The following is a 19,188-nucleotide window of genomic DNA, read 5'->3' as shown; positions in this document are numbered from 1 at the left end:
ATGTTCGTAAGGATATGCGGCTTTTTGATCACTAATAGTAGAGTGACAATCCATTGTTTTGGGTTGTAGAAAATTAACACTCAGGTGTACACTATTGAATTATGCTTTATAGAGGTTTGGCAATAAATGGCAGGAATGATCCCTCGACAATTTATCGATGATTTGCTCGCTCGAGCCGATATTGTTGAAATTATTGATGCTCGTCTTCCTTTAAAAAAAGCAGGAAAAAACTATCAAGCCTGTTGCCCTTTCCACACTGAAAAATCTCCTTCTTTTACCGTTAGTCAAGATAAGCAATTTTATCATTGTTTTGGTTGTGGCGAGCATGGCAACGCTATTTCGTTCTTGATGGAATTCGACCGTTTAGAGTTTCCAGATGCCGTTGAGGAGCTAGCAGGCTTTTATAATTTAGATGTACCTCGAGAGCAAAGTCATCAAAGTCCAGCTCAGTTAAAGCAACAACAACAAGCATTCATGCAAAAACAAGATGACTATGAGTTAATGCAACAGATTAGTCGTTTTTATCAACAACAATTGAAGACTGCCGAAGACAAAGATACCGCTATTGCATACTTAAAAGGTCGAGGGCTTAGTGGAGAAATCGCCAAACGCTTTGGTATTGGCTATATCAGTGATCACTGGGATGGACTCATCAAACAGTTTGGTAACTCTTCATCAGCAAATCAGCAATTAATTGACCTAGGTATGGCGATTCAAGGCGATAAAAATCGGCCTTATGATCGCTTCCGTGGTCGTATCATGTTTCCTATTCACGATAAAAGAGGCCGTGTCATTGGTTTTGGCGGCCGAGTACTGGGGGATGGTACGCCAAAATACCTTAACTCGCCAGAAACACGAATCTATCACAAAGGACAAGAACTATATGGCTTATGGGAAGCAAAGCAAGCTAATAAGAACCTTACAAGATTAGTCGTTGTTGAAGGTTATATGGATGTAGTGGCACTTGCTCAACATGGTGTTGATTATGCCGTTGCTTCGCTTGGTACTTCAACTACAGCAGAGCAGTGTCAGGTACTTTTTAGAACCGTTAAAGAAGTCATTCTTTGCTACGATGGCGATCGCGCTGGCCGAGAAGCGGCATGGCGAGCAATGGACAATGCGCTGCCGCTAATCCAAGATGGTTATTCCTTAAAGTTTATTTTTCTACCCGATGGTGAAGACCCTGACTCATTGATTCGTCAGCAGGGTCAACAACACTTTGAACACTTATTAGAGCAAGCAACACCGTTATCAAGATTTATATTTGAACACTTAATGGCGCAAGTGGACATTAACTCTGCAGAAGGTAAAGCCGCATTGATGGACTCTTTTCAACCTTATTTAGCTAAATTACCCGATGGCGTTTTAAAAGACTCAATCATTACCCAACTTGCCAATCAGTTTGGGCATAGTAGTGAACAGCAATTAGCAAAACTAAATAAGGCGTTTACAAAAAAAACAACTAACATTCAACAACCTAAACGTCAAAAAGTAACGCCTGTTCGACTTGCTATTGCATTATTATTAGAGTACCCCCATATAGTAAAAGCATTACCTGAGCCTTCGGTACTCGCTCAAATGGATTTGCCCGGTATTTCATTATTAAATACCTTGGTTGATATCTGTTTACGTTATGAGTCAATAAATAGTGGTCAGCTACTTGAACATTTTAGAGGTACTGAGCAAGGTGAGCAGCTCGCTAAACTGATGTGTTGGCAACATCATGTTGTTGCCGATAATGCTGAAAGTGTATTTTTAGATAGCATAGAAAAAATTTTAGACAGTTTTGTTGAACAAAGAACAGAACTTTTACTGCAAAAAGCTCGTATGGGCGATATAAATGTAGTCGAAAAACAAGAGCTTCAAGCTCTTTTGAATGCAACGTAGCTATAGGCACAGTTCGTTGTTAAAAAAATATTTTAGCTGGTAATTTATCAAGCAATTTGCTAAAATTTTCAGCTTTACTGTTCGTAATTTGATAGCCAAAAAGGTGGACAATCGTCAATGGATCAAGCCCCACAATCTAGACTAAAAGAGCTCATCACCAAAGGTAAAGAGCAAGGTTACTTAACGTTTGCCGAGGTTAATGATCATCTTCCTCAGGATATTATTGATTCTGATCAAGTTGAAGACATCATCCGCATGATTAACGATATGGGTATTCAGGTATTTGAAAATGCACCTGATAGCGATACGTTAATGATGAGCGAAGCTAATACCGACGAAGACGCTGCCGAAGCAGCTGCGCAAGCCTTAGCTACGGTAGAAAGTGAAATTGGTAGAACAACCGATCCTGTCCGCATGTATATGCGTGAAATGGGTACCGTTGAGCTTTTAACACGTAAAGGCGAAATCGTTATCGCTAAGCGTATCGAAGAAGGTATCAAAGAGGTTCAACGCTCGGTATCTGAATATCCACCTGCGATTAATTATTTATTAGAGCAATGGGATAACTTCGAAGCAGAAGAAGGTCGCTTAAGTGATATTATTGTTGGCTTTTTAGATCCTGATGCACTAGAAGACGACATTCCAATTGCTGCAACGCATATCGGCTCTGAACTTTCTGATGAAGAATTAGAAGATGAAGATGACGATGAAGTTGACAGTGATGAAGATGATGATGAAAGCGAAGAGGATACAGGACCAGATCCAGAGTTAGCACGTGAGAAATTTACCTTGCTTCGTGCGGCTTATGATAAAGCCAATACTGTCATCGCTGAAAAAGGCCGTGGACACAAAGAAGCGCAATCTGCAATAGACGAATTAGCTGAAGTATTTAAAGAGTTTCGCTTAGTACCGAAAGTATTTGATCGTTTAGTTAAAAACATGCGTGAAATCATGGACCGCTTGCGTGTTCAAGAGCGTTTGATCATGAAGCACTGTGTTGTCGGTGCTGGCATGCCAAAAGAAACCTTTATTAAAATTTTCCCTGGCAATGAAACCTCGAAAGAATGGTTCGAAGAACAAAAAGCGGCAGGTCATCCTTGGTCAGCTAAATTGGCAGACGTTGAAGCTGATGTTGAGCGTTGTATCTTCAAACTCGGTCAATTAGAGCAAGAAACTTTCTTAAACGTTCACGGCATTAAAGACATTAACCGTCGTATGTCAATCGGTGAAGCAAAAGCACGCCGTGCGAAGAAAGAAATGGTTGAAGCAAACTTGCGTTTAGTTATTTCAATTGCAAAGAAATATACCAACCGTGGTTTACAATTTTTGGATTTGATCCAGGAAGGTAATATTGGTTTGATGAAAGCAGTTGATAAGTTTGAATATCGTCGTGGTTATAAGTTCTCTACCTATGCCACTTGGTGGATTCGCCAAGCTATAACACGCTCGATTGCGGATCAGGCTCGCACCATTCGTATCCCTGTGCATATGATTGAAACCATTAACAAACTAAACCGTATTTCTCGTCAAATGCTTCAAGAAATGGGTCGTGAACCAACGCCAGAAGAGCTTGCTGAACGCATGGTAATGCCAGAAGATAAAATCCGTAAGGTGTTAAAAATCGCGAAAGAGCCAATTTCAATGGAAACCCCAATTGGTGATGATGAAGATTCGCACTTAGGTGACTTTATTGAAGATGGTAGTGGTGAGCTGCCAGTAGATTCTGCAACAGCTGAAAACTTAAAGCACGCTACTCACGAAGTTTTAGCCGGATTAACCGCTAGAGAGGCTAAAGTGCTTAGAATGCGTTTTGGTATTGATATGAATACCGACCACACACTAGAAGAAGTTGGTAAACAGTTTGACGTAACTCGTGAACGTATTCGTCAAATCGAGGCTAAAGCGTTAAGAAAGCTTCGCCACCCTTCTCGTTCTGAGCAGCTTAAAAGCTTCTTAGATGGTGAATAAAAGATAAAATAAACAAAACAAAAAGCTCCATAAAATGGAGCTTTTTTTATCGTTATTTGCCTACAAAGACGTTTATCAGGTATTCACATTATCTATACTTTTTACCAAGCATAGCCAAATCTCTTATCGAAACTTTAGTACCATAATGATTTAATGCTCTGATCATATCCTCTTTATTTTCACCGTACTGACTAACAAAGCTGATCATATCTTTACTATTACACTGTACTTTTGTTGAGATAAACTTTTTACTCATTCCTGTTGCTTTGATCGCATTATGTAATACCGCACGGTTACCCGATGCGGCAGTAATACATAAATCAGTATAAATACTATCGTCTCCGGCTTTAAGCTCAACAGCTTGACTCGAAAAAGCTAAAATACTAGTTACTGCTGCGATTGTAATTGATGCTATTTTTTTGCTGATATTCATGGTCTTTCTCCTGCGTGTGTATGTCTTACACTCATATAGTGGCTCAAAACACCAAGAAAGTTGCTAAAAAATAACAGGCAAATGTAAACATAAATTTCAAGAAAGAATCCCTTCTAAAAATTTATAAGCTATTAATTTAAAATACATTAATTGAAAATTCGGTTGATTTTCGGCTCTACATTCTGTGGAAAACTATTACATTCATCAATACAATTTCACACTTGCCGACACTTATCGTGCGCTCAGTAACATTAATGTGTCGGCTTTGAAAAATTTGGATTCGAAGTGAATGATGTATCTGTTAACGATTGAAGAAATGCCAATAAATCTTGTTTATCTTGTGCTGACATCTCAAAGCCTTTAACAAAAGGACTTTTTAAGGGGTTTTTACGGCCATCACCTTTAAGATCGCCTAACTCAATATTTCTACCACCTTGTGCATAAAAATCCAGAACGTCAGCGAGTGTTTTAATACTGCCATCATGCATATAGGGGGCAGAAAGGCTTATATTTCTTAACGTCGGCGCTCTAAAGCGACCATTATCTTCTGGTTTGGTTGAAATCTCGCTCAACCCTGGATCATTTTTAGGGTACCCTTTCTCTCCTGCATTATCAACATAGTAGAGACCTGTATTATGAAATGGTCTGCGATCCAATATTTGTTTTTCATGAAATGTTGACTGGGTAAAATTAAATCCGCCATGGCAATGATGACATTCGAACTTTTCAGAGAAAAATAGGTTCATTCCCCGTAAAGCTGATTCCGATATTGCTTCATCTTCACCATAATATGCATACCGATCAAAGGGAGAATTGAGTGAAACCAAACTACGTACGAAACTAGCAAGTGCTTTGACAATATGATTAAAGCTGACCTCTTCATCAGGAAAGGCTCGTGCAAACATTTTTTCGTATTCTTTCGTTTTAAATCGTGCCAATACTTCTTGCTCATGCCCCGTTATCCCCAACTCGATAGGAGATTCACCAAACATTGGTAATAGTATTTGTTGCTCGAGTGATGTAATTTCGTCATGTGCCCAAGTCAATGTTTTGTTATAAGCAATATTAACTAATGCGGGTGAATTACGACGATGCACTTCTCCAGTACTACCGACAGATCGACTGATATTTTCGCCAAAAGCATACTGCTGCTGATGACATGAAGCGCACGACTGCTTTTTATTAAACGATAAGTTATTATCGTAAAACAGTACTCTACCGAGCGCTACTTTTTCTACTGTCATTGGATTGTCAGCAGGTACTTGAGGCTTAGGGAAACCATCAAGAATAGGCCATTGGTAAGGAGTAGGTTTATCTTGACTACAACTAGTGACACTCAAGGCAGTCACCAAAAAGCACGATGCAATCAGCCATTTATTACTCACTTTTGACTCCAAATACCTGTTGCTCGCCGTTAACGCCAATGCGCTCGAACAAACTCTGACAATGAAGATTATCTGGATCAGATTGACAACTTGTTTGCTCTGATAACGTTATGCCTGACAGCAAAGCTTTTAAATCAAGAATAACAGCATTGTCTGATGGCATAGGCAAATCAATAACCACTTGATTTGGATTTAAGCAAGGCGAAGTTGGAGGTCTTACCGGGCTAATTGCTTTACAACCTGTGCTGCCTAGATGGAAAACCCACGCATCATTGGTTGAACTCATCTCTAAACGCAGAAACTTATGACCCGTACGCCACACCCAGAACATACTTGGCATATTGAGCGGACTTTCTTGAGTTAACGGGTTTAAATGGTTTAACTCAAAAGGAACACCTAACGTAAATCTTATCCGCTGATAGTGTGATAAAACAACCGAATCAGCAAACACTACTTGCCAATTATTCTTTTTCTCTCTAGCTGAATGACATTCTCCACCTAACAAGGCAACATTTTTCGTCTGATAGTCGTTATTTGCCATATCAAGGGACTGCCATTCACCTTGCCTATCCAACGCATCTATATTAGAGACAAATAATTGTAATTGATCAATTTGCCAGTCGTCATTACCTAGCACTAACATTTGCTTACAATTTAAACGTTTTTCACCATAATAAGGCGCAAAGAGTAAGTTATCTTTTTTCATACTTGGTGAGCATGAAGCCAATAAAGTGGCTAAAAAACATAAAGTTAATATGGCTTTAAAAAAATGAGAAAAACTTGACGGCTTCATTAGGCAATAACTTAACTATTTGTATTTATATTCACATGAATATAACATTGACTTAATTAATTTTGAATGATTAATACAGCCAATTCGTTCAATATGCCTTGTAACGCTTGATAATTGCTAGGAAAGCCTATGTTTAGATATTTGGTTCTACCAACATTAACCACAACTTTATTGTTAACATCATCTGCTTTTGCGCACTCTGAGCATGATAAAGCCCGATTTGTTTCAGAAACAGGTCAAGACGTCGGGCAATGTGAGAATGTTTTACGCCCATGTAAAACAATTGGCTATGCCGTTAAACAAGCTAATAAAGGCGATAAAGTGTTAGTGGCATCAGGAACCTACAAAATAGCGTCAGCAGATGAACTATTTTATCTCAATAATGCATTGGTTCCTGTAAAAGGCGGATACAACCGCTTTGATCATTTTCAAAGCCAAAGCCCAAACGTAAACATAACACGACTTTCTAACGTCCCTGATTCAATGACTTCGCAACTCAGATCACAAGGATTTAATATTATTAGTGATGGCAAGGCATTTGAAAATGATGACCAATTTAATGCCCTATTGGCAAAACATGCAAAACTTAGCGAACGACAAACTAATGTCGAGTGTGTTAATGGCATTGCCGACACCTTTACGTGTAACAATATTGATTTACTTGCTCACGTCCCTCTCAATGAGTTTTCATCAAATCCAAGCGGAGGTAGCGATATATGGGGACATGTTGATCTAAATAGTGGCGATGAATATGCGATCATGACCACCAACAACGGCGTCACTATTTTCAATATCTCAGAACCAACAGCTCCTGTTGAAGTGGGAACAATTAGCGGTGTTAATTCTGGCTGGCGTGACGTAAAAGTTTATCAATATTTCGATGATACTATCGGCCTTTGGCAAGCGTACGCTTATGTAACAACGGAAGGTAACAAACAACTGAGTTTAACAGACTATGTCACCATAGTTGATTTAAACAGCTTGCCACACTCTATTAGTAAAGTAGAGAACAATCGTGTTGTTTCAACAGCCCATAATATATATATTTCTAATGTTGATCATACACTCAATATCGCATTACCAAACAGAGAGCCGAGTTTGCAGCTGGTAGGTGCTAATACCAATTTAGGTGCATTTCAAAGTTACTCACTAAATACTCCAAGAACATTAGTAGCTAATAGCGGTAGTTACTTTGGCGATGGCTATACTCATGATGGTTCATCTATCTCAATCAATGATCAAAGGGCGATAACTGGGTGTAATGAGAGTAGCTCTGAATGCACAGTTTTTATCGATTTTAATGAGAAAGAGATGAAACTGTGGAATATAACAGATCCACAGCAAACGACCTTACTCGGTACAGCTGAATACAATGACGTCAGTAAGAGCAACCAATATGTGCATTCAGGTTGGAGTACAGAAGATCAACAATATGTATTACTTCATGATGAGTTTGATGAATATCGAGGCGGTTTAAATAGCACCGTACGGATCTTCTCGATTAATGACTTAAAAAACCCAGTCCAGGTTGGCCAATGGACTGGGCCTACTACCGCTATCGATCATAATGGCTATGTTCGCGGTAACCGATACTATATGTCAAATTACACTCGTGGCTTAACAATATTAGACATCTCAGATCCTAGTAGCCCACAAGAAGTTGGTTTTTTTGATACCTTCCCTGCTAATGATGAACCTTCGTTCAATGGCGCTTGGGGGGTTTATCCATACTTACCCTCAGGAAATATCATCGTCAGTGACATTAATAGTGGTTTATATATAGTTAAAGACAACACCAAAGACACGATTAACGGTCAGATAGGTTTTGCAAGTACATCTGTTGAAACCGAACAAGATGCGACGCTTAACATTAGCGTGCAACGTGAAAATGTTGCAGAGAATGCTGCCGCTACATCGGTTCAATATCAAGTTATTTCCGGTAGCGCCACAAACAATGAAGATTTTGTCCTAGAAAATGGGACGCTAACTTGGCAAGAAAATGATGTTTCAAACAAAGAAATAGTCATATCAATTGCCCCAGATGAAAGCGGGCAAGAAGCTCCTGAATCTTTTTTCATACGTCTCCACAATCCTCAAAATGGCGTCGTTTTATCAGAAAATAACTACATCACGGTCAACATTGCAGGTGTCATCGACCAAGGCTCTGTCAGCTTTGAAGCCCCTACTTTTATAACTGCTGAAAACCAAACTTCTATAAACATAAATGTTAATAGATTGGGGAGTATCGAGGGTGAAGTTTCCGTTGATTATCAGACAGTTTCAGGCACTGCCGTTGCCGATGAAGATTTTGATAGTGCTTCTGGCAGATTGACTTGGAGCGATGGGGATAATGCTTCAAAAACTATCACATTATTCATAGTTGATGACGAGATAGAAGAAGTAGAAGAAAATTTCACCGTGTTACTCACTAGTGTTGACGGAAGTAAATTAGGTAGCCATCCGGAACTGACGATCACCCTATCAGATGATGATACTAATACGGCGCCGACGGTAAGCCTTGGTGAAGATTTTGAAGTCAATACCAACCAAAGTGTAACCCTTACTGCACAGGCAAGTGATGCGGAGCAAGATGCGCTGACTTACCTTTGGACACAATCCGCAGGAGAAAGCGTATCCATAAGTGACGAGACAACAATCAACGCTACTTTTACTGCACCATCAAGCGCTGGAACATTAACCTTTGAATTTAGTGCCACTGATAGTAAAGGAGCGATTACATCCGAAAGCATCACCATCACAGTAGTGGCACCGACGCAAACAACACCGCCTACCACAAACCAGCCATCCTCAGGTGGTGGAGGAGCGTCTTGGTTACTTATCTTGTTATCAATAATCGGAATTGGGCGACGTTATCAATTAAAATAGAGTAAATAACGACCGTTGAACAATCATGATCTTAGCAACCAATAAATCATGATTGTTCAACAAATAATCTAACGCACCAAATTTACCAACTTTTTAATTTTCCGCTAGTGACAATAAAATAAAAAATGCTTATACTGCACGCCGTTTCATAATTCTGTCCATGAAACGCACCTCTAAATGGCCCCTTAGCTCAGTTGGTTAGAGCACCCGACTCATAATCGGTAGGTCCCGTGTTCAAGTCACGGAGGGGCCACCATTTTTTCTTATCAAGAAATATCAGCAAAGTTAATAATTATCATAAATACCTATATTTATTAACATTTTCTTAAATTTTATCTATCATAACCTCTCAGAAGCTCTTGAGAAATCTCATTTCTAATGTAACACTTTTTGTAACATACCCTTTTTGTTAAATGGATGGTGTTACATTGCCCAAAGCCGTTCCTCCACTTACAGATACTAAAATACGTTCGGCGAAAGCAAAATGTAAAGAATATAACCTAGCTGACGGTGCTGGATTGCAACTACGCATAAAACCTAATGGTAATAAACATTGGTTATTCAACTACATCAAGCCAAACACCAACAAAAGAAAAAATATAAGCTTAGGACAATATCCTCTTGTGTCTATAGCAAATGCTAGAAAGAAACGAGATGATGCCCGAGCCTTATTAGCAAAGGATATAGTTCAAAGTAGAGTAACGAATAAAGGTGCTTGCGGAGCTTAATTTTTACGGTCTTTTTATTCAATTAAAAGTTGGCATATTATGTATATTACGCCTAGTAAGTAGGATTGATTGAGAGGAAGTATGGGAGCTTATACCTTAGCTATTTTACATCAATACCAATATATCTTAGTGAGTATTAATTAAGTTTGCTTTTAAGAAGGCTAAATAAAGAGGTCAGTGCGTGATAATAACGCGTGCTGACCTCTTTATTTCATTATGCTGCAAGCTTTAGCTTTCTTTTGTTTTGCATTGCGAAAAGAGAAAGCAGCAACAGCCACCCCATAGAGCCACCGCCACTACTTTTTTCTACTGGTGGAGCTTCCACATTCTTTACTGTAAGAGATGTGGTGATAGAAACCGAGTCTCTGCCATCAGAAACCGTTAATTTAAGTTCTATTTCCTGAGCACTTGTTACTTCTGGCGCCATAAAAGTAAGTTTAGACGACATAGTATCTGATAAATTGATCGAAGGACCCGATAATTGTTCCCACTGAAAGCTTAAGTTATCACCTTCCGCATCTGTTGTTCCAGAAGCATCAATAGTAACATTTGTATTTTCATTTACCTCTGAAGGAGAGTCTAAATCAATTACAGGTGCTTGATTTGGTATTTCAACTGCTAATACGCCAGGATCTTTAACCATGCCATTTAGCTGTCCATCGGCGTCATTACTGCCGCCATCTTTTATCAGTAATTCAATACAATTATCGCCAACATTTAGCCCTAATTGATATACATCAGATAAAGGTGGCGGGCAGTTACCGGCATTATCTTTTGATGCTGATAACAGTGCATTGTTATCATCAATTACAAAGTCAAACCAACCGTGTTCTTGGCTATATTTACGATATACTGCCCCTTCAGGTATGCTCTTTCCTTCAGTGAGCGGGATAACGACAGGAACAACATCACCAACTGTTAATAGACCTGTAATATTGAAATTTGTAATGTTAGATAACTGTGTAAAATGAATATCTTTGGCATTTGTAGATGAGTCATCAGTCACAATATCAACTATTTCAATGGTGGCTGTTTTTGCAGTTTCTCCGCGAGATGTTCTGGCAATATCACCTAGACTTAATGATAGCCCGTTGATAGTTCGCATAAACGACATTTTACCATCAATGGGCAGAAGGCTTGGGTTATTACTAGCATCTAAATAGTCAGAGATGCCGTCTTGATCGCTATCAGTATAGCCCTCTTCAAGGTCTGAAATACCATCATTGTCACTGTCGTTTGTATCACTTAAAGTTGCTAACGAGGACTTAACAACCAAATTCAATTCAAGACTAGTTGCATACGTTTCACTGGTATTACCCTCTGTTACATTAACTACAAGGCTGTAATTGCCTGAGCTAAGTAATTCAGGAGAAAACTCAAAAGTATTAGCTTTGTCGTCATTGGCTAAATCTGATAGCGGAGTATCACCAGTACTCCAATTAACTGTATGGGTATCGCCACTATTGCTGTCATAAATGTTTGCAGTAACTGTGACTACACCTGCGGTAGTATCAATAACATTGATAGGCAGTTGGTTTTGTTTAACCGTTACTGCAACGCTAGGTGCATAATTAAACGTATCTACGGTTAGCTCGCTATCAATTGACTGACTTAACACGGCATTGGTAGCGGCTAATAAGGATATTTTAACTGTTTCACCGTCTACAGCATCAGCTGGAATAGTGATATGTAATGAGCCTTTGATACCTTCTTCAATAGTTGACTTTAAGTAGTTAGTGCTTGCATTTACTCCTGTAACTTCATAGATAATATCAACGGGATAAACAGCTGCATTGCCTGATAAGTAGACAGGGATTGCTAGCTCAGCCCCAGGCTCTACTTTACGCTGTTGATTTAACACAACTTGCGGCTGAATATGAACTTCAACTGCAGATTCAACGTAATTACCTGAAAAATCTTCTGCTGATATAGCAACTGTATATGATCCAGAAGTGTATACGGTGTCACCTAACAGCTGGACTTCTACATCACCATCAACAAGGTCATTGGCTACTAAAGTGATATTACTTGCTATATCTGTATATATTCCCTTGGCATCAATAGTTTGAACTTGTAAATCAGGGAAAGAAGGCGGAGTAGTGTCGATTACTTTTACCCTTTGAATAGCTGTTGCAATATTGCCGACAAAGTCTGTTGCCGTCCATGTAATCTCATGTAGGCCAAGTGTTAATGGCCCTTGATAGTTAGACACGACAGTCGGAGCATTTAGGTTATTATCCGTTACTGCGGGCGCAACTAGCATTATATCTGTCGTAGTACCTGTAGCCTCAAAAGTTAAGTCAGTAAGCTCAGGGAATACAGGAGCCTGGGAGTCGCCAACCGTTGGTTCTAGAGGAGCTTCATCATCTTCATCAGGAATGCCGTCACCGTCATCATCGGTATCGGCATTGTTGCCAATACCATCAGCGTCGGTATCAACAGACTCTGTACTATCAAGCGGGAAGGCATCGTCTGTATCGAGTACGCCATCATTATCATCATCGGTATCGGCATTGTTGCCAATACCATCAGCGTCGGTATCAACAGACTCAGTGCTATCAAGCGGGAAGGCATCGTCTGTATCGAGTACGCCATCATTATCATCATCAGTATCGGCATTGTTACCTATACCATCAGCGTCGGTATCAACAGACTCTGTACTATCAAGCGGGAAGGCATCGTCAACATCGAGAACACCATCATTGTCATCATCGGTATCAGCGTTGTTACCTATGCCATCACCATCGTAATCGAAGTCTGAAGAGCCTAGGCGATTAGATGACCAATCACTTTCTAGAACAAGTCCCTTAGGCGCTAAAAAAGTCATTAAACTAAAATCGTTAGTGCTGGCTGTAGCGCTTAAGATCTCTATCGAAATAAAATCAGTATAGGGTGTTGCTGTAATTGAACAGTTAATTTCATGCTTTGCATTGTGACAATCAATATCATAACTTGCAGTGTGGAAAAAATTAACTTTGGATAGTTCAGTTAAATCATTTGTATATATATTGAACTCATATTCCACGCCATCTTCAATGGTAAGATTCAAAACCGTATTTTGCGTCGTTGAAAAACTACTTTTTTCAAAGTCGTATTCGACCTTTGAGTCAAATGGAGTTGAGTCTGCTTTACTTCTTACAGAGATATGAGGTGTGATGCCTAACTTTTGCAGTCCTTTAGCTGTGATGGTTGAATAGTCCGCATTTTGATTGTTGTCAATCAAGCGACCCACGTGTATTGTCCAGGTGCCTTCAATATCTGAATCATCAAAGGTGACATTAGCAGTAGCAGTATAGGTATTTTCTTCTTCGCCTGCTTCCCAGCCATCAGTTATGTATATACGCTTAGTATGGGAAGCTGGAACGCCCTCTGGTGGCAGGATCTCCATCCAAGCTTCACTAATGGTAGATTCGGCTTCCGAGAGAGTTACGGTTATAGCTAGCTGTTTACTGCCATTGGACACATCAAGACTGTGAGTAGATAAAGCCAAGTTTTTAAATGCTGGTGGCGTGGTATCCACATCTGCGGTGTTAGTGATATTGATATAGGGGTCAGTACCGGATTCTTCTATTTCTTGTGTCGTCACGCCAAAGTAATCAGTGTTGCCACTGGTATCTGTCATGTTATAAATGACAACTCGCCACTTTCCATCAACATCTTCACTATCAAAAGTTACTTTACCCGATGCTGTATAGGTATTGGCTTCATCACCAGCTACCCAGTCTGTGTCGAAGTCGACAAATTTTTGATGTGGTTCCATTTCTGTAGGAGGCATTATTGCAACTATAGCGCTCTTAATCGAAGATTCTGCATCGAAAAGTGTTAAATCAACAGTTAGTTGCTTACTACCATTTGATAGATCTATATAGTTAGTAGAAAGCGCTATACTTCTGAACTCAGGAGGAGTGAGATCGGTAAATTTAGGGTTAGTTACCGTTATATAAGGGTTGAAGCCTAGCCTGTTTAGTTCATAAGCAGATAAATCAGAGCCGGTATTTTGATTAGTATCTATGATATAGAAAATAGTAACATTCCATGTGGCGGTTGGATCACCTTGGTCAAATATAACTTTAGCTGTGTTTGTGTAGGTGTTTTCTTCCCCACTTGCTACCCAGCCACTTTCAAAAGCAAGATCTTTACTGTGTGGTGAGTTAACATTGGTTCCTGGGTATATTCTAACCCTCGCAATCTTAATTTCCGATTCAGCTTCCATAACGGTAAGAGTTACATCAAGCTCTTGATTACCATCGGTTACATCAATGGTATTAGTTGATAGCTCGAGATTTTTAAACTCTGGCGGTGTAATGTCAGCGGCATTAGATGGAAAAGCCATCAGCAAACTGAATATAATGATGAAAGCTTTTATATGATTAGTTAGAGAAACTTTAACTGAAGGAAAGCTTAATAACTCCCAGTACATTATGGTATATCCCTTTAAGTAGACAATTTTCGCGTAATCTAGCATAGTTTCTTGGCTAATTCATTAATTAAGAGAAGATTTCTTTTTCAAATATCAACGTATACTTAAGCTAGAAATCAGGCCGCTCTTGTATAAATAAGACATGGAGCCAAACTAAGGATATCCCAATGAAAACCATTCAACTTATCTTAGTGATTTTGTTCATGCAAAGTGCTTTATCTCATGCGGCATCATTACAAAGTGAAAACGCAGCGTTAGTGCCCTTACCATCGCTTGATGATTTCACAAAAGGTCAAAATGGCTGGGCAATTGGCCTTGGCTTAGGCGTCGAATATGAATCAGCCTATGAAGGTTCAGATGAGTTTGGTTTAGAAGCAGATCCTGCTGGCGCAGTTCAATGGCGAAGTGGTGATGATATTTTCTATTGGGCAGGTGAAGCTATCGGGTGGCGTGGTCTACGCGCTAATAATTGGCTATTTGAAGCCGCATTATCGTTCGACGAAGGGCGGCAAAAAAGTGCTTCTGATGAAGGTCATTTAGCGGGACTCGGTGATGGTGAAGAAGGACTTGAATTGGTGCTACAATTACGTCACACCTTAGATGACGATTGGCGATATTGGCTCGACGGTCGCATCGTAGCTGGTGAAAACGGAAACCTTGGTCTGATAGGATTAGGTTATAGGCTTGGTGATAAGAGCGATGGAAGCGGACATGAGATTGCCATCGCAGTAGTGTTTCACGACAGTGATTACGCCAATAAAGATTTCGGAATAGATGAAGAGCAATCATCGGCCTCAGGCTTAACCGAAACTTATCTTGATGGCGGTTTTCGTTCAATCGGAATTAACTACAATTTTCGCCATAACGTTAACGACAATTGGCAAATCTTCGCAGAGGCTGTATATGAACAATATTTTGGCGAGATTAAAGATAGCCCAATAGCTCAAAATAACTATGAAGCTGAAATAGGTATCGGTTTTATATATCTGTTCTAAATCGCTTAATCTTAATTTACTTCAAACAAACTTGTTTCTTTCACTTGAACACGGGTATATAGCCTTTAATTACGCAAGTCGCGAAGTCGCTAAAAATCAAGGGTTGTAATAAGCAACTAAAAGTCAGAAGATTACGGACTTTATCAACATAACTCCCGTGGCCATTAATTTGTCAATTATTAAAGACCTTATCTCTTATGTCAGAAATTTTTCATTATTATTTCTATTACTAACAAGCACAAATCTGCATGCCTTTGAAAAAGAAATTGCCATTACTTTTGATGATTCCCCACGGCATGCAAATGGCTATTTGGATGGGCAAACAAGAGCACAAAAACTTATCAAAGCATTGACTCTTCATGACGTTGAGCAAGTGGCGTTTTTTTCAGTTTCTCAGCGACTAAATGAAGAAGGTATTACTCGATTAAACTTATATGCTAACGCTGGTCATATCATTGCTAATCATACCAATAGCCACCCAAACTTTAACCGACTGTCACTAAAAGAATTCAGTGACGACTTTTTAGAGGCTGATCACAAGCTAAAAACATTTAAAAACTTCAAACCGTGGTTTCGTTTTCCTTATTTGCGCGAAGGCGATACACTAAAAAAACGCGATGGTTTTCGAAAACTCCTCACAAAGCATAAATATGTAAATGCGTACATCACCGCCAATAACTATGATTGGTATATCGAAAGTTTATTTCAAAAAGCCATAAAAGACGGGATCACTGTTGATATATCTCGGCTTCGAAATTTCTATGTACAGCAACTCATGGAAAGCATTAACTACTATGACCAAATGGCAATTAAATATTTAGGTCGTTCTCCCAAACATGTCTTGTTACTCCATGAAATGGATGTCTCTGCACTGTTTATTGGTGATTTGGTTAACGAATTACGTCAACAAGGCTGGAAGATCATCCCGATTTCAGAAGCCTATTCTGATGAGATCGCCCAATATCAAACGCTTAACATCTTCAAATTTAACCCAGGTAGAATTGGCGAAATTGCAAAAGATAAAGGCCAAAATCAAGCCCTTTGGCACCACAGTTTAGATGAAAACTATCTAAAAGCGATGTTTGAAAAAGAAGTCTTGCTTCAATGACGCTTGAGCTAAAAATGAGAATTATGGACGCTCAGTACCGAGCGCCCTGTAGTTTGCTTACACAAAACAATTTGCAGAAAGTCTGCACATCGTCCACACTTATAACGTTTATGGATGCTAACAGTAACTCATGCGCTAATGAAGATTATTCCTTTTTTACTCTTTCTTTTTACATCGATTAGTTTTGCAAACACATCTCCAATTAAAGTGATGACCTGGGAAGGATATATCACCGCTCAAGATATCTCGAATATAAACAATATACTCAATCAAAAAAAATATTTGTATCATCTTGAGGTTATTGAACCTTATGCGAGCGATCCCGAGCAAATGTACTCTTTCATTCGCTCAGGGAAAACAGATATGACCTTTTTAACACTGTTTTTTATCAAGAAGCGTTATGGAAAAATTGCACAATATTTACAGCCGATCAATACTCAATCACCACGCTTATCAGAGTACCCCAATTTATACCCAAGCTTAACCCACCTAGAAATGGGTTTAAAAAATAACAAGCCACTTTACATACCATTTGGTGGAGGGATTTATGGTCTATGGAAAAGAGGGGAAACGGGTCAATCTTATAGTGTCAACTCACTTTGGCAAGATAACCAGCTACGTCCGCTAGCCCTAAACTCTAGTCAACCTTGGTATAATATTGGATTGACCTTAATGGCATTAGGTAAAACGCCATTTTACTTAAACGACTTAATTGAAAGTAACCAACGAGAAACAGCCTATCAATTTGCTAACGACATTTTGCTGCCCAAACTAAGCAAGTTATATCAGAGCACCCACTCATTTTGGCAGACATCGCCATCATTGGCACCTCCATTAAACGTAGTAGCGAGTTGGGGACCTGAAGTGGTCGCTCAAAACAAAGTAAAAAATGAATGGACGAAAATTAATTTCACTGAAGGGGACATGGTATGGTTAGACACCATTAACTTTCTACGCCATCTAAAAGGTAAAAAACTAGAGGCTGCTGAAGTTATTGCCAATTATTTTATCAGTAAACAGGCTCAAGATAGGGTTGCCAATGCATTGACCATGTTTCCTGCCCGCAAAGACTCTACTACATTGAATCAATTGCCCATAACTATCGACAACTTTAAGTCTGGAATGTTTGTTCCTCCATACAATACGGTGGCTGATAACTTAGTTAATTCAATCACCAAAAAAGCATTAAAAATGCGCCATAAACTGTAAAAAACAATAGCACATTGACAAATTTTACAGATATTATTAGTGCACATGCCACTGCTTTTAATTTTGGTCTACTATTAGCTGCTAAACTACACCCGTTGTTTTCCTTTGAGGTATTTAATCTGTGTATATTTTTAAAATCTTCACGTTTGCGTTGAGTATGGCACTCTTGCTCAGCAGCTTCCCTTCTAAAGGGGCCTCTTTTAAATCGCTAGTACTGCATCAAATTTTAATTGATGACGTAGATGGCAACGACGGTTTGGGCAATCCTCGGAATCTCGCTGTGTTGTCCGATAATTCAAAAGTTTTTATCGCTAGTGGTGATGATAATGCCTTTGCAGTATTTAACGCGGATGAAAATTTTACACTCACGTTTAGTCACATCTTTAAAAATTCGGATGTTGATATCACTGGCCTTGAAGGTGCTTCAGCAATAGCACTATACGGCCAAGAAAAGCACGTGGCAGTAAGTGGCTTTTATGATGGTGCGTTAGCCTTATTTTCTAAAGTCAAAGGTGATTATAAATACCAGAAAACAATCTCTGATGGATTAGGTTATGATCGCGTGTTTGATAGTGATTTACCTGTCGGAAAGCTCGATAAGTTGGCGCTATTAGGCGCATGGGATGTTATTTCAACACGCGATGAAAAACAATTACTGACGGCAAGCTACATGAGCAATGCCGTTTCGGTTTTTACCGTATTACCTAATAAACAATTAAAGTTTATCCAAGCAATACACAGTGCAGCACCTTTAAGCGATAGCTTAGGTAAACCAATCAGTTTAGCTTTATCACCCGCAAACGATGAATTATATGTCTTAGGTTTTGACCAGCATCAGGTCACTATTTTCAATCGAACACCTGCAGGAAGGTTATCCGTCAAACAAGTACTCACCAACGAAATGCAAGGGTTTGAACATCTATTGAATCCTCAAAAGGTAGTGGTTTCACCTAATGGAAAGTCTCTCTATATCGCCTGTGCTGGTAGCAATGCCCTTATCGTATTAAACAAAAATGAAGACGGCCAATTTACCTTTTCACAAGCAATAACTAACAAAGATATTGCTGGTTTGGGATTAGAAGGTGCGAGCAGTTTAGCGCTAACACCTGATGGTGCTACTTTATTTGCTGCAGGCGAGTCGGGTAATGGTGTCCATATTTTCGAAGTTGCCAATAACGGCAAACTCGACTTGCTAGATAAAATATCAACAATTGGCGAACACTCATTAGCAAAAATAGCATCACTGACGTTAACACCAGATAGCCAGTATTTGCTGGTCGCCACAGGTAAAAACAACTCACTAGTTGTTTTTAACGTAATAACCCACACTAACTGAGATTAGACATGAACATTTACACTTCAGCGCTAGACTTAGT

12 protein-coding genes and 1 tRNA gene are annotated in these 19,188 nt (G+C 39.3%); 9 read left to right on the top strand and 4 right to left on the bottom strand.

Features of this window, described 5'->3' with window-relative positions:
• The first annotated feature begins 126 nt into the window (after positions 1-126).
• Together dnaG and rpoD are read left to right on the top strand one after the other, a co-directional pair.
• Positions 127-1,887: a DNA primase gene (gene dnaG / locus ACSLUH_RS14815; RefSeq protein ID WP_448568365.1), complete on the top strand. Its 1,761-nt coding sequence runs from the start codon at positions 127-129 to the stop codon at positions 1,885-1,887.
• A 117-nt stretch (positions 1,888-2,004) separates the two neighbouring features.
• Entirely contained in the window at positions 2,005-3,855 is a 1,851-nt protein-coding gene (gene rpoD, locus ACSLUH_RS14810; RefSeq protein WP_448568363.1) for an RNA polymerase sigma factor RpoD, read from the top strand.
• An 88-nt stretch (positions 3,856-3,943) separates the two neighbouring features.
• Here the strand turns inward: rpoD and ACSLUH_RS14805 are convergent, their stop codons facing one another.
• From ACSLUH_RS14805 to ACSLUH_RS14795, 3 genes are all read right to left on the bottom strand, one after another.
• Entirely contained in the window at positions 3,944-4,288 is a 345-nt protein-coding gene (locus tag ACSLUH_RS14805; RefSeq protein ID WP_448568361.1) for a DUF3718 domain-containing protein, read from the bottom strand.
• A 251-nt stretch (positions 4,289-4,539) separates the two neighbouring features.
• Positions 4,540-5,673 carry an MbnH family di-heme enzyme gene (locus ACSLUH_RS14800; RefSeq protein ID WP_448568359.1) on the bottom strand — a complete coding sequence of 378 codons (1,134 nt, stop codon included), beginning with the start codon at positions 5,671-5,673 and terminating at the stop codon, positions 4,540-4,542.
• Positions 5,666-6,379 (bottom strand): MbnP family copper-binding protein, encoded by a 714-nt coding sequence (locus ACSLUH_RS14795; protein WP_448568357.1) that lies wholly within the window; start codon positions 6,377-6,379, stop codon positions 5,666-5,668. The genes ACSLUH_RS14800 and ACSLUH_RS14795 overlap by 8 nt, the downstream gene beginning before the upstream one ends.
• A gap of 216 nt (positions 6,380-6,595) precedes the next feature.
• Between ACSLUH_RS14795 and ACSLUH_RS14790 the strand changes: the two genes are divergently transcribed.
• The 3 genes from ACSLUH_RS14790 to ACSLUH_RS14780 all read left to right on the top strand — a co-directional run bounded on the left by ACSLUH_RS14790 (position 6,596) and on the right by ACSLUH_RS14780 (position 10,080).
• Positions 6,596-9,352 (top strand): choice-of-anchor B family protein, encoded by a 2,757-nt coding sequence (locus ACSLUH_RS14790; RefSeq protein ID WP_448568355.1) that lies wholly within the window; start codon positions 6,596-6,598, stop codon positions 9,350-9,352.
• Positions 9,353-9,531: 179 nt separating this feature from the next.
• Positions 9,532-9,608, top strand: a tRNA-Ile gene (locus ACSLUH_RS14785).
• A gap of 172 nt (positions 9,609-9,780) precedes the next feature.
• Positions 9,781-10,080 (top strand): Arm DNA-binding domain-containing protein, encoded by a 300-nt coding sequence (locus tag ACSLUH_RS14780; RefSeq protein WP_448568353.1) that lies wholly within the window; start codon positions 9,781-9,783, stop codon positions 10,078-10,080.
• A gap of 214 nt (positions 10,081-10,294) precedes the next feature.
• Here ACSLUH_RS14780 and ACSLUH_RS14775 read toward each other — a convergent pair whose 3' ends face one another.
• Positions 10,295-14,413, bottom strand: coding sequence for a thrombospondin type 3 repeat-containing protein (locus ACSLUH_RS14775; RefSeq protein ID WP_448568351.1), 4,119 nt, complete (start codon positions 14,411-14,413; stop codon positions 10,295-10,297).
• A 254-nt stretch (positions 14,414-14,667) separates the two neighbouring features.
• Here ACSLUH_RS14775 and ACSLUH_RS14770 point away from each other — a divergent pair, with 254 nt between their 5' ends.
• The 4 genes from ACSLUH_RS14770 (at position 14,668) to ACSLUH_RS14755 (ending at position 19,148) form a co-directional block, all read left to right on the top strand.
• Positions 14,668-15,495, top strand: coding sequence for a MipA/OmpV family protein (locus tag ACSLUH_RS14770; protein ID WP_448568349.1), 828 nt, complete (start codon positions 14,668-14,670; stop codon positions 15,493-15,495).
• Positions 15,496-15,664: 169 nt separating this feature from the next.
• Positions 15,665-16,603 carry a polysaccharide deacetylase family protein gene (locus tag ACSLUH_RS14765; RefSeq protein WP_448568347.1) on the top strand — a complete coding sequence of 313 codons (939 nt, stop codon included), beginning with the start codon at positions 15,665-15,667 and terminating at the stop codon, positions 16,601-16,603.
• 114 nt (positions 16,604-16,717) lie between these two features.
• Entirely contained in the window at positions 16,718-17,812 is a 1,095-nt protein-coding gene (locus ACSLUH_RS14760; RefSeq protein WP_448568345.1) for an ABC transporter substrate-binding protein, read from the top strand.
• A 121-nt stretch (positions 17,813-17,933) separates the two neighbouring features.
• Positions 17,934-19,148, top strand: coding sequence for a beta-propeller fold lactonase family protein (locus ACSLUH_RS14755; protein ID WP_448568343.1), 1,215 nt, complete (start codon positions 17,934-17,936; stop codon positions 19,146-19,148).
• Positions 19,149-19,188 lie beyond the last annotated feature (40 nt).

It is taken from the genome of Thalassotalea ganghwensis, assembly GCF_053485795.1.
Note: the sequence above shows the minus strand (reverse complement) of the source record. Positions and strands in the feature narration are given on the sequence as shown.

What these genes read in the sequence shown, in the direction of transcription:
- dnaG (WP_448568365.1), top strand. Translation starts at nt 127, where the DNA reads ATGGCAGGAATGATCCCTCGACAATTTATCGATGATTTGCTCGCTCGA.
- rpoD (WP_448568363.1), top strand. Translation starts at nt 2,005, where the DNA reads ATGGATCAAGCCCCACAATCTAGACTAAAAGAGCTCATCACCAAAGGT.
- ACSLUH_RS14805 (WP_448568361.1), bottom strand. Translation starts at nt 4,288, where the DNA reads ATGAATATCAGCAAAAAAATAGCATCAATTACAATCGCAGCAGTAACT.
- ACSLUH_RS14795 (WP_448568357.1), bottom strand. Translation starts at nt 6,379, where the DNA reads ATGAAAAAAGATAACTTACTCTTTGCGCCTTATTATGGTGAAAAACGT.
- ACSLUH_RS14790 (WP_448568355.1), top strand. Translation starts at nt 6,596, where the DNA reads ATGTTTAGATATTTGGTTCTACCAACATTAACCACAACTTTATTGTTA.
- ACSLUH_RS14775 (WP_448568351.1), bottom strand. Translation starts at nt 14,413, where the DNA reads ATGGCTTTTCCATCTAATGCCGCTGACATTACACCGCCAGAGTTTAAA.
- ACSLUH_RS14770 (WP_448568349.1), top strand. Translation starts at nt 14,668, where the DNA reads ATGAAAACCATTCAACTTATCTTAGTGATTTTGTTCATGCAAAGTGCT.
- ACSLUH_RS14760 (WP_448568345.1), top strand. Translation starts at nt 16,718, where the DNA reads ATGCTAACAGTAACTCATGCGCTAATGAAGATTATTCCTTTTTTACTC.